A 15,006-nucleotide genomic window follows, 5' to 3' on the forward strand; every position below is an offset into this window, starting at 1 on the left:
CGATGTTATCGTCATGCGACAGTCCATCATTCAGATAGAGGGCTTCAGTATTGTTCGAGTCTTTATCAAGAGAAGCTTAAAAAGCATGACATAACACCGTCGATGACGGATGGTTATGACTGTTACCAAAACGCGTTAGCTGAGCGCGTCAATGGTATCCTCAAGCAAGAATTCTTGCTTACTCAGTGCGAAGATCTTCGCGAGTTGAAAATGCTTGTTGATGAGTCGATATATACGTACAACGAAATGAGGCCGCATCTCAGCCTAGGTATGAATACGCCAAATAAGATGCATGAAAAAAGCCAGCAACTTGCGTTACTGGCTTACTAAAATCGTCAACGTATTTTAGGACGAGACATAAACTAGGGCGCGTTGACCTTTCGTGGTGAAATTTTGTTCGAAGTAAAAGCGTTTTAATCGCGGCGAGGGAGAAGTAGCCTAGTCATTCTAAGCAAATCTCCCTCAACAAAGAGTAAAGCGCTTTTAGTCGAACCCTTCGGGCAGCGTTTGCTGGTCATTTCTACTACGTTATCGGCTTCTCATGTAGGCTAGCTACACATCAAAGCCTCTGCCTTGTATAAATACCCAGCAACTCGCTGCAAAAATCAGCTCGAAAGATCAACACGCCCTAACAACCTTATCCGTTTTCAGAAAAATTCAGAGCCGTATCAACTAACAGAAACTAGATGCTTCTCTGCCAATGCCATCGCAATGTTCGCTTTGGCGTAGGCGCTCTCATTAATGAAATGTGGATAGATATCTTGTTCGCGCTCCCAATAGATATCATAACCAAAGAAAGTCGCTAACAACGGCTCGCCTTGCTTCACTACTTCGAAATCTCTACCACAGATCGCTGGGTGTACTGTAGCTACTCGCATACCATCAGGACCAAGTGGAACATTCACCTCTTCAACATAGAAGAAGGCACTGTAGTCTTGTAACGCTTTAACCTGCTTCAAGTTATGGTTCTCAACATAATCCAGTACCACTGTCAGCATCTGTTTCATCAGTTTAAGGGTATCAAACTTGAGTGACCCATGCGCCTGAGCTCCCACTTCAATCATGACGCCACAATCACCGGCTGTACAAAGGTATGGCTGCTCACCCCACGGTTTTCTATCTTCGAACAGGATGTTAGCTTCAGGCATACTTTGCTTCACGTACGCGCCCATTTTTTGGTAGAAAACATCATTTGAAAGCAAGATTAATGTCGCGCCCATATTGCTGGTCGTATTGTGTAAATCAACGATCAATTGCTGCTCTCGATTTGCGTACCTTTCAACAAACTGACGCGCAACAGCCTGTTCAGCTAAGTCAGATCCGCTTTCTTCATCACCTATGGCAAATTGACGATTTAGGTCTGTATCTAAGTATCGTACATTCTGTTCTACTGCTTTCGGGTTTGCGATAACAGAAGTCGCAGAAAACGTCGAACGATCAGGCCCATACATGCGTTCTTTAATCAGCTTATGTAGGTAAATACCTGAGAGCTCATTGCCGTGTGTTCCCGCAACCAGCAAGACTTGTTTAATTTTATCCATGATATCGATGTCCAAATGTCGAGTAATTCAGCTACTTATTTTGATACGATATAACATAACAATTAAGAGCGAAATTCTCCAGATAACTTAACCGCCTTATGTAAGATAAGTTTAAGAAAATCCAATACACAGATAAGATCTCACAAGTGCGAGGTCCTATCTGTCATTAAAAACTGTCCATGCAACACCAGCTTTCTTCAATCATTTTTGTTCTGCAAGTTTCGTTGTAGCTTTCGTGTTCAATACCTTAGCAGGCTTAACTATTAAACCGATACCGACTAAAAACAGTACAGATGCAACAACTTGAGCGACTGACAACACTTCGTTATACATAAAGTAACCACTGATCAATGCAAAGATAGGCACTAATAAAGTTAACGGCGCAGTAGTGCTTAACGGGTATTGGATTAATAGCTTATTCCATACCCAATAACCAAATAGCGTGGTTGGATAAGCCTGAAACAGCACCGCTATCGTCGTGTTCCAATCCCATTGTTCGATGCCCTGCCAGATAATTTGTTCACCGTGTAGCATCACGGCAAACAACACTAATGGAACTGGTGCAAACAGCATTCCCCATACGTTAAACGAAAAAGCCTGAGTGGTTTTAGACGCCTTAACAATTACGCCCATTAACGTCCAACTGCACGCTGCAATCATAATCAAGATTACACCATTAACGGTGACATTGCCCGTTGCTGCAGATACCAATACCGCTAACGCACACATGGCTAACATCGCACCAACCAGCTTACGAACTGAAGCACTTTCCTTGAACACCCACACGCCAACCGCCATGCCGATTAATACGTTAGTTGAAAGCAATACCGATGAAAGCCCTGAAGATAGTCCAGCGGTGATAGACCATGAAGCCATACCCCAAATTCCCACACCGAACACAAAGCCATAACTGACTAAGTAACGCCAAGCGACATTAGGTCTCGCCACAAAAAATATTACCGGAATCACCGCCAACGAAAAACGCGCTGCAGTGGCTAATAATGGATGAACGTTGGTCACACCCATTTTGATCATCGAAAAATTGAATCCCCAAATTGCCATGACGAATACCGCTAACAACAAATCATTTCTTTTCATACTCACCCCTCCATTGTTTTGAATGAGTATCCCTTGAACAATAAAACCAGTACAGATACAATTTTTACAATAAATACCAGTACAGTTAAAAAACGGTCGTAACAATGAGTATCTACAGAAAGCTAGCCAATCAGTTTATCGATGAGATAGAAACAGGCAAAAGACAGGAGGGCGGACGCATGCCTTCGCTTCGTCAATTGGCCAAGCAACAAGCGATCAGCATGTCGACCGTGGTGAGCTGCTACCAAGAATTAGAATCACAAGGTTGGATCCATTCACGACCACAAGCCGGGTATTTTGTCTCGCCTCATAAACCTTCTCACTCAACTCCAGAGTGGGCACAGTTCGAAAGCAAAGTATCCAGCGTTAAGCAAACCTCATCGACCCACAACTCAACCAATGGGCCTTTAGGAGTGTCGAGTACCACCAATGATGAACAGTCAGTCGTTGAACTAGAGCGTAGTTTTCGTCGCGCTATTAGGCGTATGAGCAACAGGCTAAACCATTATCCAGATACACAAGGTGAACCGATATTGCGACAGGCATTATCCACTCACTTTGCCAAGCTCGATGTGCACTTTTCACCTGAAGAGATGGTCATCACAGCAGGCTGTATGTCAGCGATTAAGGCTGCGCTTGAATCGTGTACCAAAGAAGGCGACACAATCGCTATTAGCTCGCCATGTTTCAACGGTATACTGGAATTGCTCGGGAAAATGTCGCGACAAATCATCGAGATCCCGTCTCTGGATGATGGTGTCGACTTGCAACAACTGGAAGTGCATTTGAAGAACAAGCAAGTGGATGCAGCGATCTTTTGTACCTCTCATATGAACCCTCAGGGGATCAATATGTCAGCGAGTCAAAAGCAAAAACTCGCCGCGTTGGCTAATCAATATCGAGTGCCAATCATTGAAGATGATGTGTATCTCGAACTTTCTTACTCTTCACACACGCCACTGCCTGCAAAATACTATGACAAAGGCGGCTACGTATTGTGGTGTGGATCGGTATCAAAAAGCCTATCGCCAAGCTACCGTTTAGGGTGGTGCTTACCAGGTAGGTTCATCAAAGAGTACAAGGCCCAATTTTCGGCAGCCAGCTATGGCGTTGCCCTGCCCACTCAGCTTGCGGTTGCTGACTTTATCGAATCTGGTCAATACGCAAAGCACGTTCGAAGACGGTGTACTCAAATCCTTTCTTTACGCCAGCAATACTTAAGTTATTTGGCACAACACCTTCCTCAAAGCGTGAATATAAGTAATCCACAAGGTGGTATGGTGCTTTGGTTGCAAATACCAAATTTGAACCAATCAACCTTTGCTCAAGCAGTTGCCGACCAGAACATTGATATCAGGCTTGGACACCTGTTCAGCACTCTCGACCTTTACAACAATTGCTTACGCATCAATATTGGGTACTCGTTAGAGGGAAAAACCAAGCAACAATTGGACGACTTAATAGAGCTTATTCATACTCATAGTTAATACGCATTAGTTCATAGTTAAGTTAATAGATAATACAAGTTAATAGTTAACACGCGCTAAATTATAGTTAATACGTGCTAGCTCATAGACGCAGCTAGCACACCGTAGCTTTTCAGAGTCGACCTTTTATAACCATACGAGCACCTAATTTTAATAGCCTTTTATCATAAAAAAGGAGGCTATTATTCCCATCAGAACTAGGCTAAATCCCCCGTACTGTAAGGAAAATCATTCGCCTCAAAACCCTTAAATACAGAGTTTGCAAGGGCGTGCAAAAATATGCAACTTGGCTAATGACAGCTCATTTGTTTTCTTCAATATACCTCCGGTCAGCGCTGGCGTTTTCCTGTATTTGAAGAGAACTATTATGAGTGATAAAACAAAAACCAAACCACTACCTTCCTTTATCGAAGAACGCTTGAACTTCTATATTCAAGACCTGATTACCCAAAACGAAAGCCAAAAACATTTGGTATTGGGTAAACGACCTAAGCGCAATGCTGTTGTGATGCAGAGCAACGATTACTTAGCACTATCACACAACAAAACGATCCAAGAAGCCCATCAAGCGGCAATTAGAGAACACGATGACAACGTGGTAATGTCTGCGATTTTCTTACAAGATGAGCAGTCTAAACCCGCGTTCGAAACCGAGCTCGCGAACTATGTCGGAATGGAGAGCTGTTTGCTTTCTCAGTCTGGTTGGGCGGCTAATATAGGGTTGCTTCAAACCATCTGCCCATCAGGTACACCCGTGTATATCGATTTTTTTGCACACATGTCGCTATGGGAAGGCATTCGCGCTGCAAGCGCCCTCGCCCACCCGTTTATGCATAACAATATGAATCACCTACGCAAACAGCTAGAGCGCCACGGCTCAGGTGTCATCGTTGTCGACTCGGTTTACAGCACAATCGGCACCATCGCCCCGCTACGCGACATCTACGAAATGGCGCAGGCGTTTAATTGTGCCGTCGTCGTTGATGAATCGCATTCACTGGGGACACATGGAGAAAATGGGGCTGGCTTAGTTCACGCATTGGGTCTCACTAACCAAGTCGACTTCATTACCGTTAGTTTGGCTAAAACCTTTGCTTATCGTGCAGGCGCTATCCTTGGTCCGAAACAGCTGTCAGAGACCTTGCCTTTTGTCGCATATCCCGCGATTTTTAGCTCGACAGTGTTACCACAAGAGGTGGTTCGTTTAGAGAAAACACTGGAGGTAATAAAAGGCGCAGAAGACAAACGAGAAGCCTTGTTTAAGCGAGCTAAATCGCTCACTACAGGCCTCAAACGGATTGGCTTTAACATCCGCAGCGAATCTCAAATAGTGGCATTAGAGTGCGGTAGTGAAAGAAACACTGAGCGTGTACGTGACTTCCTCGAAGAACGTGATGTATTCGGAGCTGTTTTCTGCCGCCCCGCGACGGGCAAGAATAAAAACATCATCCGCTTTTCAGTGAATGCCGACATGACACCAAGAGATATTGACCATGTGCTCACCGTTTGTCATGAGGCATACAATCATCCGGAGCTAGAGTTCGTATGATTGTATGGTTGATTCACATCTTAAGATTCTTTGAAAGATAAGAACCCTTCCGATAATCAACATAAACGGCAGGACTGAATGGACGCTATCATGTCGCGATACAAAAAGAGCCCAGCAAATTGCTGAGCTCTTTTTGTGTTCATCTATTCATCTATTCATTTATTCATTTATTCATCTATTCATTTATTCATTTATTCATTTATTCATTTATTCAGCCGGATAACTGGACGGTGCAACAAATCAAATCCAGTGAGCGATTTTGTCGAACAGTCGGTTTTTGTCTGCCGGTTTCACAATAAAATCTGACATGCCTGATGATTCCATTTTTTCCAATGTTACTGGAGAACTGTCGCCCGTGTGAGCAATAATAGGTACTGAAGAGTATGCTTTGTTAGCACTTCGAATTCGGCGAGAAGCTTCAACACCGTCCATGATTGGCATCTCGATATCCATCAGAATCAAATCGATATCGTCGCTATCCAACGCGTCTAAGGCTTGTTGCCCATCTTCTTTCTGCACTACGTCAAAGCCCTGTTTTTCCAATAACATCGCGGTAAACCGACGCAGAGATTCGTTATCGTCGACCACCATGATCGTGCGCTTATTGTTAGCTTCTAACGGTTTTACAGAAACTGATGACATCACGTAGTTGGAGTCGAAAAGTAAGCGTTCGATGGTCGCCTTGGTATTCAATAGCCAGACTTGTGTTTCCACCCAAACAGGTTCAAAGGTAACGTTTCGGACACGTTTAATCGGATGATGTTCATACAAATAGATAATTCGAGCTTCAGTGAACGAAAGTAAAGATTCAATCCTGTCGAGGCAGCATGCTCTCAAATCCAAGCTTTCCATATCCACGAATAGCAAGTCGAATTCGAACTGGTATTCCTTATTTTTAAGCGCTGATGCTACATCTAATACAGTGAGTTCGAACCCCATAAAACGAGCTGCCTCAATCATTTTACTGGTGAGAACTTTCTGGTCACTCACCATTAGCACAGTCTTAAGTTTTGTCAGCTCACTCTGGATTTCTTTCACTGAGTGGGAAGCTAAAGATGGGAACGACATCGTGAACTGTGTCCATTGATCCACTTCAGACTGACATTTGATTTCACCACCAAACGAACGCATTACCTTCTGACAAAATGGCAAACCTAAGCCGTAATTTCCCGATTGACCCGTGGTGTAAAAATCTTGGAAAATGCGTCGAATTGCATCACTTGAAATACCAGAACCGTTATCAGTAACCATTATTTGATTGGCCACTTCATCACTGCACATTGTGACATGAATATGAAAATCTTCAGGGCTGCGATGGTGGAATGCATTCTTGAACAAGTTATACATCACGTACTTCAACAACGTGTCGCTACCCAAGAAATCAAAGTTACTCTGTACGTCTAAAGAGATTGCTGATTTATCGGCTGAACGCTTGTAGTTAAAGCTGTCTATCGCGCCCTCGATCACCGCTTGAGCGGTATGCTTCTTGAACGTAGATCGAGAGACTCGGTTTTCATCAATTGAAGTCAGTAACAAATCAATCGTTTCGTTACCTGAGTGAATGATCTCCATCGCTTCATCGCCCACTTCACGCAACTGTATGACGTCTTCATTGCTTAAAGCATATTGCCCTTTGTGATCACCACTTTTAGGGTTCGGCAGTATTGACTGCATAACATCAATCGAGGTCAACAAACCACTCAGAGGGTTTCGCATCTCATGAGCAATACCTGCTCCAAAAGATTTCGCCAACGACACCTTATTCTCATGTTCCATCTGATTACGAAAGTAGAACAAGTTGCCGAACAAGTAGATAAACAAGAAGATTGGCACATGCGTCCAATCCATAGTGAGTTCTAAGTAGAAACCTTGCGCCACCCATGCGCACAAGGTTGCCAAGCCAATTCCGGCAAAGGTTTGTGCGAACATCACTCTGGTGACGTGCACCAATAAAATATGAAGAAAAATGGCCGACATGAAAGACATAACCCAAACACTGGACCAATTATTCATTAACAGCATGTAGAAGAAGAAAAACGGTAAACAGAGGGTTACGGCGACTTGATAATAAGCCGGAAGGTACTTTCGCCATTCAAATGGGACACGATTGCGATAAATAATGCCGAAAAATAATACTGAGCAAAACAGACGCAGCATTAAGCTTTCATAAGGTTGAGGGAATAAGAGCTCCCACACAATATAGTAAATTGGGAAACCGACAAAGCCCATCCAACCCACGAGAGTAAGGTTTGGTTCTGCGTACTGATAAACTTTACGAATAGCGTTCATACGAAATTCTTTATTCTCTAAGCCCTAACGTTTACTAATTCTATGGTTTGATTTTTATTCTTTTATTTTGCCGTGATTATATTACACATCACCTTCGAGCAGTGAGGTTTCAATCAAATATGTATCAACGCTTTTGATTTTATTATTGAGTTAGATGAATGAAGTGTCAGTTTTATACTCTCATCCAGACACTAAACCTGAGTTCCTGAGATTTTTACGCTAACGCTTACACCAATAACGCCTCTTACTTACCATTATGTCACTGTAACTCGGTGCATTTTTCTTGGAGTATCACCATAATCGATCACCGCATAGTGCTGCGTCACTCGATTATCCCATATCGCTATTGCTCCTTTCTCCCATTTGAAACGCACCTGATACTCTGGACGTCGCGCGATTTCAAACAACTGGCTGAGCAAGTCATCGCTCTCTTGACGATCGAGTTCGTTGATATAACGGGTAAACTGCTCATTGATATAAAGCGTTTCTTTGCCGGTTTCCGGATGGATCTGAACAACAGGATGGATTACTGGTGGATTGTCCTGTGCGGTTTTAATCAACGACTGGTGCCAATCAAGCTCAATCTGATCTGACTCTATCCCTTCGAAAGCCACCAACGAATGAGTCGCCGATAAGCCCCTCAGTTTTGCTTTCATACTTTCATCTAATGACTCGAAAACCGCCGTCATAGAACACCAGATAGTGTCTCCACCTACGCTTGGAATGTGTTGAGCATGCAACAAAGAGGCTTTAGATGGCAGGCTACGCCACGTTAAGTCAGTATGCCAATAGCTTTCCATAGGTGCATTGCCACGCGTTGTTTCAATCACACTCACCTGAGGTGCGCTTTCCACGCTAGGAAAAAAAGGATGCGCAGGTTCCAACTTGCCAAAATGCTCTGCAATCATCAAGTGTTGTTCTGGCGAAAGGGTCTGCTCATTCAGGAAAATGACTTGATGGGTAATAAGCGCCTGATAAATCCAATTCAGTTCATTACTACTGCACTTAGCCAGCTCCAACCCTTGGATACGCGCACCGATATGAGGGGTAACTTGTTCTATTTTCAACATACTTCCGCTTATTGGTTTTCTCTGAGTCGAGCTTTAGATTGAGATTCAGTGTAACAGCCTGTTATTAAACCGGACAAAAACAGAATTTCTTTCGACACTATTCGATCCAAAAGAAAAGTTCACCTTAGAAAGAAAAATACGACCTAAAAAAAGAGCCCCTACATAGGAGCTCTTTTCGCTTTTTGATACTTCCTGTATCCATAGACAAGTCCAATCTGTAGTACTTTCACTGAAAGCCAGATCATCGATATCTCCAGTTGTGTATCATCAATAAATCTAGCATACAATCTTCAGATTGTTCTGCGACACAGCCGAGATAATGCGCTTAGTGCCACTCCATCTCGCCACTCAGCACTTTAGCGCCAAGTTCTAGGTCGCCTTCCGTTGCATTAAAGTGCGGGTAAGCAGTCTTCATATATTCACTGATATCGACTGAAGTTGGATTACTTTTGCTCGCCAGTGCTTTTTCGATGTCAGCAACATAATTCATCGTGAACTGAACAGCATTAACGCCTGCCGGCATTTCACCTAAGTAGTGACCCGGGATCACAGTCTCAGGATCAAGCGCTTTTATACGCTCTAAAGATTGTGACCACTGGTTGCGAATCTCTTTTGATGCGGTATCTGCCATCCATACATGCACGCCGCTATAAACCGACACGCCACCGAACACCGTTTTTTCAGATGGAATCCACAAGTATGCTTGATGCGTGTTTATCTCTCTCACTTCGATGGTCTTGCCTTCGATACTCAAAGTAGCGTCATTCATCACCGCTGGAACAATCACTTTAGACGGTGCGTTGTCTTCCAAGATTGGGCCCCAGTAGGCAAGTTTCGCCTCTTTAGTGCGCTTGATATGCGCAACGATCGCTTCGCTGGCAACGATTTCAGCATCTGGAAATGCCGCTACAATCGGTTCCAAGCCAAAGTAGAAATCTGGATCACCACTGCTGATGTAAACCATCGACAACTCTTTACCAGTCGCTTTGATTTGCTCCACCAACTTTTGTCCATCTGCAACGCTAAATTGCGCATCAAACAGAATCACTTCTTTCTCTCCTGAAACCAACACGGAGCTTGCGGGGAATATCGCGTTTTCACCCGGATTGTAATGAGTGATGTTTAGCTCAGCAGCAGCTACAACACTCGATGCAGCTAACATACTTCCTAGACTCATCGCTCCTAAAAGCGCAGTTCTTGATAAAAGGACTTTAGATAATTTATTCATAGCTTTATACCGTTATTTAGAGCTGAACGCCTGCCAACTCGTTGTGTGTGCAAGTATCTTATTTGATTAAATTTAGATGAAATAGGTATCAAATTGACTTTAACTGTTGCAGTTTTCGGACATATACTGAAATCGGTTTGATTATTTAGGCAGTAAAACAATGGATAAACTTGAGGCAATGAATGTCTTTGTCACCATAGTGGAACGTGGCAGTTTGAGCGCAGCGGCAGAACATCTTGATCTCTCACGCACCAAGGTCACTCGCTATTTGGGAGAACTTGAAAGCTGGATGGACACACGCCTGCTTCATAGAACCACTCGAAGCTTGAGCTTAACCAGCGCAGGAAAACAGACGCTTGAAGTCGCAAGAGAGCTGCTTGCCCTTGAGGCGTCGTTAGCAGGTATCAGAAATCAAAGCCACGAGCACTTGAAGGGCCAACTGCGTATTACTGCCAGTTACTCCATTGTCGATAGCTTCTTGATGGACGTGATCAGCCGCTTCATTGACAAGTGGCCAGAGGTTTCTATCGACATCATCTCGACCGACCAAACCGTTAATCTTGTTGAATCACGTATTGATTTAGCGATTCGTATGACCAATGAACTCACGCCCAATATTGTCGCCAAACAGTTAGGTGAGTGTCGCTCAGTAATATGTGCGTCTCCTCAATACCTAAAAGAGAAAGGCACGCCCAAAAACGCGCAAGATTTAACGCACCACAACTGTCTATCATTCAGTTACTTTGGTAAAACAGCGTGGACGTTCAATGGGCCCAATGGGCTCGAATCGGTTCCAATTAAGGGGAATATCAGTGCCAACACCTCTGAGGTATTGCTATCTGCCGCATTAAAAGGCAACGGGATCAGCATATTGCCTGGCCCTTCAGTCGAAACGTTGATACGTGATGGTTTGTTAGTACCACTACTTGCTGAATGGCAACCTAAAACGCTCGGTGTTCATGCTATCTACGGAACTCGCAAACAAGTCACTCCGCTGTTAAGAGCCTTTATTGATCACCTATCTCACGAGATGGAACAATCGAAAAGTTGGTAGATATACAGTTTCATGAAGGCGAAAGTAATGTCATAAAGCTGAGAGCAATCTCGGCATTAACGATACTGATGAATAATAAGAATTATTAATTTTACTTATATCAAGCTTGCTCTTATCGTAACTAGAACCGTTCGAATGAACCAACGTAAACGTCATAGCACTTAGCACTTAGCACTTAGCACTTAGCACTTAGCACTTAGCACTTAGCATGAGCTGGAAGAAATAACATGTGCACGAACAAAAGGATAAAGAATGACTGCCATTACCGATTTAGATGTCTTGTTGAAATCCATGTCACCAGAACTGATTGAAGGGAACTATGTTTTTTGCACTGTTGACGGAGCATTAACGGACTATGTTCAGCTCAATCCAATCTCGACTTTTCGTGAAAAGGAAGGTTTAACGCTAGTTCTTGAAGAAAACGTTGCGACTAGAGCTCTACTAGACTTCGACGGTATATTTAGCCTTATCACATTATCAGTACATTCTAGCCTTGAAGCGGTTGGATTAACGGCTGCTTTTGCCACAAAGCTAGGCTCATACGGCATTAGCGCCAACGTGATTGCAGGCTACTATCACGACCATATTTTCGTTCAGAAAGAGAAAGCAGACGAAGCAATGAGCGCGCTTAGAGAGTTTTCAAAAGCAGATTAATAAAGAACTCTGTTGTTCACAAGCACAAAAAAAGCGACGTAATCTACGTCGCTTTGGCTTATTGCTTACCGCTCTTTTACTGATCAGGCATCAGTAAATGAAGCCGTTAAGCAAGCTTAAAAGTCGCCACTTTGTCACTTAAACCAGCGGCTTGGCTCTTAAGTTCGTTCGACTCAGTTAAGCTGTCCTGTGCCCCCACAACTAAGTGGTCAGTGACATCTTTAATGGTCGTAATATTCTGGGTAATTTCACCCGTCACGTGCGTTTGCTCTTCCGCAGCCGTCGCGATTTGAGTCGCCATATCACTAATCAAAGCAACTGCAGTGTTAATTTCTTCTAACGCATGCGAAGCTCGGTCGGCATCTTCTACTGAATGTATTGCCAGTTTAGAGCTGCTCTCCATAAGCTCAACCGCTTGAGCCGTTGTTCTCTGGAGAATATCAATCGTCGATTTGATCTCTTCAGTAGAAGAATGCGTGCGTTGAGAAAGCACACGTACTTCATCAGCGACCACAGCAAAACCACGACCTTGTTCACCAGCACGAGCCGCTTCAATCGCAGCATTCAAAGCAAGCAGGTTGGTTTGTTCTGCAATACCTTGAATCGTCGCAAGTACCGTCGAGATCTCTTGAGCATGCTTGTTTAGCTCGCTGATCACGTTACCCGCTTCGTTCACTTCATTGGCTAGGTTATTGATCGAACCTTTAGTATCTACAACCAAAGCGTGACCACTGTTAGTGCTTGTCGCTGAGTCTTGTGCTGCTTTTGCTGTTTGCTCAGCATGCGACGCAATTTCTTGAGTTGCACAGGCCATTTCCGTTACAGCCGTTGCCACCATTGTGATTTCTTGCTGTTGATGGTTAAGCTCGTCCACAGAACGGTTCGCACGTTGAGCACTTTGCTCTGACTGGCTGTTTAACTGTTCTGACTGCCCACGAATATGACCAATCAACTGTTGTAAACTACCCACAAACGTATTGAAGTTATGCGCTAGCTCCCCTACTTCGTCTTGGTTTTCAACATGAATACGTTGAGTTAAATCACCACTACCATTCGCGATTTGTGCCAATGCTTGTGAAACATGGTTAAGCGGACGGAACAACATAGTACATAACAGATTAAACAGTACCGTACATACAATCACCACCAACAATGTCACCAAAACTTGGCCGATGACAGCATCAAATAGAGGTGCCACCAAAGAATCGTGATTCACGACACTAACAGTAATCAGGCTTGTTCCTTCTATCGCGCTCGCATAAAGAACATAATCAGTGCCGTTTAACTCAATGGTTGTGTCTTTTCTGCTAGCTAACGCTTTTTTTACATCAGAAAAATCCAACCCAAGTGAGCTAATATTTTTATTCAATAACTTAGTGTCAGAGTGCGTGTAAACCGTACCTTTGTTGGTCGCGATGAACATGTAACCTTCACCCGGTAGAATGACTTTTTCAAGGCTGTTAAGAATATCGGTAATCTCAACGTCAGCACCCAAAACAACTTGCTGTCCATGCAGTTGCATTGCTGTTCCTAACGAAACAACATTAGCACCCGTTGCAGCGGCAACCGTTGGGTTGTCCATGAACACTTTACTTGGATTCGCTACCGCATTGGTGTACCAACCCCACTGGCGAGGGTCATCATTACCCGGTGGCAATACCACTCCGTTCGCATTCTTTTGCGAACCATCAGGAAAAGCCAAGAAAACATTATCAAAAGACGCTGAATCACGAACTTGTTTAAGGTGAGTCTCCAAGCTGTCTTGTTTTGATTCTTTCGAAAGAGAAGTCAACGCGCGCTCTTTGGATAATATCCAATCTGATACATACTGATTGTAAGAAGCCGATGTCCCTTCTAAACGTTGTGCAACCTCAATATCCAGTCGTTGCAATGAAGCTCGAAAAGAAAGGGCCTCAACCAAAATCCCCCCCAGGATGATGGCCATACTAGCTGATATCGCTAGCTTATTTTTAAGCGAGAGTTTCTTGAACATAGGAAACCTATAATTTGGAAGTAAAAAACCGTGGCGACAAATTTGTTACCAAGACGGTTGCAAGCTGAATATATTTTACGCTTTAAAATAAATAATAGAACCAACCAGAGGGTTGAATTATTGATATGTGTGAACGAGGGCACGTACAGTGGCATATTCATGGAGTAAATAGCCCGCCACTCCTCAATAAATCATATCTGACAATCTCTCGAGGGGATGACTTATCGAATGCGTTCTATTTTATCAGTACGCTGATACATCAAATAAAAAAGGACCTAACGTATGACGTTCAGTCCTCTTTATTCCTACTGGAACTGACTAAATATAATTTCTTGTCCAGTCAATATTGATATCCGAATACTTAGATTACTTAACTTATTGAAAATTAATAACCTCTACAAATTGAGACTCAAATAAGTGAGGTGTTGAAAAATTCACTTTCTAGCTTTTGATCTTTCTTTCACCAAATAGCTTTGGTTTGAATGAACCTAGTACTAACTCTGCAAGCAACGGAAGCGCATTAGACATACCGATCAGCTCTTCAATTTTGGCTTTGTCTAGGTACGCTTGGCTTACCTTTCCTTGAGGTATTGATGCTTTAGCAAGCTCTACCATTTCAGGCATCATCGGCACCAAGAACACGAATGCATTGACGCTCAAGAACGCTAGCATCACAAGTTTCATTTTTAACCAATTAGGCTTCTGTTTTGTAGAAAAGTAACAATATAAATCAGCAAACAACTTTAATGCTAACCCCGGTAAAATCAGAATATATGCACTCAACTCTTTATAAGTACCAACATGGTAAGCCGTTTCGGCAGTTTCGTGGCCTAGCGTAGCGCCGATTACAATGTGAGACAAAATACCGCCCACATACATGATGGTGCCGATTTCGTTTAGAAAATTGATCAATCGATTATTCATACTGTTCGCTTTTATATTTGTTTGCTTGTCTATTTATCTGAGTATCTGAGTATCTGAGTATCTGAGTAAGTTTGGTGCTGTTATCAATAATTAGGGTTACTCGTTAATAAGCAGCACTC

Annotated in this window: 12 protein-coding genes; 5 read left to right on the forward strand and 7 right to left on the reverse strand. The window is 43.2% G+C overall.

The window, feature by feature from the left end; all coding sequences use genetic code 11:
• A partial coding sequence (locus BCU75_RS12730) for an integrase core domain-containing protein (RefSeq protein ID WP_133148294.1) occupies positions 1-330 on the forward strand: 330 nt, incomplete at its 5' end.
• A 338-nt stretch (positions 331-668) separates the two neighbouring features.
• Here the strand turns inward: BCU75_RS12730 and BCU75_RS12740 are convergent.
• Entirely contained in the window at positions 669-1,541 is an 873-nt protein-coding gene (locus BCU75_RS12740) for an aspartoacylase (RefSeq protein ID WP_102474072.1), read from the reverse strand.
• A gap of 201 nt (positions 1,542-1,742) precedes the next feature.
• Positions 1,743-2,639, reverse strand: coding sequence for an EamA family transporter (locus tag BCU75_RS12745; protein ID WP_102474073.1), 897 nt, complete (start codon positions 2,637-2,639; stop codon positions 1,743-1,745).
• Between the two features lie 104 nt (positions 2,640-2,743).
• Here BCU75_RS12745 and BCU75_RS12750 point away from each other — a divergent pair, with 104 nt between their 5' ends.
• Positions 2,744-4,126: a PLP-dependent aminotransferase family protein gene (locus tag BCU75_RS12750; protein ID WP_102474074.1), complete on the forward strand. Its 1,383-nt coding sequence runs from the start codon at positions 2,744-2,746 to the stop codon at positions 4,124-4,126.
• 367 nt (positions 4,127-4,493) lie between these two features.
• A complete protein-coding gene (gene cqsA / locus BCU75_RS12755) occupies positions 4,494-5,675 on the forward strand; it encodes an alpha-hydroxyketone-type quorum-sensing autoinducer synthase (protein WP_102474075.1) in 1,182 nt (393 codons plus the stop codon).
• Between the two features lie 240 nt (positions 5,676-5,915).
• On the opposite strand, the gene BCU75_RS12760 is transcribed toward cqsA, so the two are convergent.
• The 3 genes from BCU75_RS12760 to BCU75_RS12770 form a co-directional block, all read right to left on the reverse strand.
• Entirely contained in the window at positions 5,916-7,964 is a 2,049-nt protein-coding gene (locus BCU75_RS12760) for an ATP-binding response regulator (RefSeq protein ID WP_102474076.1), read from the reverse strand.
• Positions 7,965-8,218: 254 nt separating this feature from the next.
• The gene (locus BCU75_RS12765) at positions 8,219-9,034 is read right to left on the reverse strand and encodes a TauD/TfdA dioxygenase family protein (protein WP_102474077.1); all 816 of its coding nucleotides are present in this window, start codon (positions 9,032-9,034) and stop codon (positions 8,219-8,221) included.
• A 325-nt stretch (positions 9,035-9,359) separates the two neighbouring features.
• A complete protein-coding gene (locus tag BCU75_RS12770) occupies positions 9,360-10,262 on the reverse strand; it encodes a Vmh family MBL fold metallo-hydrolase (RefSeq protein ID WP_102474078.1) in 903 nt (300 codons plus the stop codon).
• A 160-nt stretch (positions 10,263-10,422) separates the two neighbouring features.
• Between BCU75_RS12770 and BCU75_RS12775 the strand changes: the two genes are divergently transcribed.
• Together BCU75_RS12775 and BCU75_RS12780 are read left to right on the forward strand one after the other, a co-directional pair.
• Positions 10,423-11,316 carry a LysR family transcriptional regulator gene (locus BCU75_RS12775; RefSeq protein ID WP_102474079.1) on the forward strand — a complete coding sequence of 298 codons (894 nt, stop codon included), beginning with the start codon at positions 10,423-10,425 and terminating at the stop codon, positions 11,314-11,316.
• Positions 11,317-11,568: 252 nt separating this feature from the next.
• A complete protein-coding gene (locus BCU75_RS12780; protein ID WP_076677498.1) occupies positions 11,569-11,970 on the forward strand; it encodes an ACT domain-containing protein in 402 nt (133 codons plus the stop codon).
• Between the two features lie 106 nt (positions 11,971-12,076).
• Here BCU75_RS12780 and BCU75_RS12785 read toward each other — a convergent pair whose 3' ends face one another.
• Together BCU75_RS12785 and BCU75_RS12790 are read right to left on the reverse strand one after the other, a co-directional pair.
• Positions 12,077-13,963: a methyl-accepting chemotaxis protein gene (locus tag BCU75_RS12785; RefSeq protein ID WP_076677500.1), complete on the reverse strand. Its 1,887-nt coding sequence runs from the start codon at positions 13,961-13,963 to the stop codon at positions 12,077-12,079.
• 441 nt (positions 13,964-14,404) lie between these two features.
• The gene (locus BCU75_RS12790; protein ID WP_102465798.1) at positions 14,405-14,887 is read right to left on the reverse strand and encodes an enoyl-CoA hydratase; all 483 of its coding nucleotides are present in this window, start codon (positions 14,885-14,887) and stop codon (positions 14,405-14,407) included.
• Positions 14,888-15,006 lie beyond the last annotated feature (119 nt).

Source organism: Vibrio splendidus (genome assembly GCF_002873455.1).
GTDB lineage: Bacteria > Pseudomonadota > Gammaproteobacteria > Enterobacterales > Vibrionaceae > Vibrio > Vibrio splendidus_J.

Bases quoted from the DNA above. Each gene is read 5' to 3' on its own strand.
- BCU75_RS12740 (WP_102474072.1), bottom strand. From the start codon at position 1,541: ATGGATAAAATTAAACAAGTCTTGCTGGTTGCGGGAACACACGGCAAT.
- BCU75_RS12745 (WP_102474073.1), bottom strand. From the start codon at position 2,639: ATGAAAAGAAATGATTTGTTGTTAGCGGTATTCGTCATGGCAATTTGG.
- BCU75_RS12750 (WP_102474074.1), top strand. From the start codon at position 2,744: ATGAGTATCTACAGAAAGCTAGCCAATCAGTTTATCGATGAGATAGAA.
- cqsA (WP_102474075.1), top strand. From the start codon at position 4,494: ATGAGTGATAAAACAAAAACCAAACCACTACCTTCCTTTATCGAAGAA.
- BCU75_RS12760 (WP_102474076.1), bottom strand. From the start codon at position 7,964: ATGAACGCTATTCGTAAAGTTTATCAGTACGCAGAACCAAACCTTACT.
- BCU75_RS12765 (WP_102474077.1), bottom strand. From the start codon at position 9,034: ATGTTGAAAATAGAACAAGTTACCCCTCATATCGGTGCGCGTATCCAA.
- BCU75_RS12770 (WP_102474078.1), bottom strand. From the start codon at position 10,262: ATGAATAAATTATCTAAAGTCCTTTTATCAAGAACTGCGCTTTTAGGA.
- BCU75_RS12775 (WP_102474079.1), top strand. From the start codon at position 10,423: ATGGATAAACTTGAGGCAATGAATGTCTTTGTCACCATAGTGGAACGT.
- BCU75_RS12780 (WP_076677498.1), top strand. From the start codon at position 11,569: ATGACTGCCATTACCGATTTAGATGTCTTGTTGAAATCCATGTCACCA.
- BCU75_RS12785 (WP_076677500.1), bottom strand. From the start codon at position 13,963: ATGTTCAAGAAACTCTCGCTTAAAAATAAGCTAGCGATATCAGCTAGT.
- BCU75_RS12790 (WP_102465798.1), bottom strand. From the start codon at position 14,887: ATGAATAATCGATTGATCAATTTTCTAAACGAAATCGGCACCATCATG.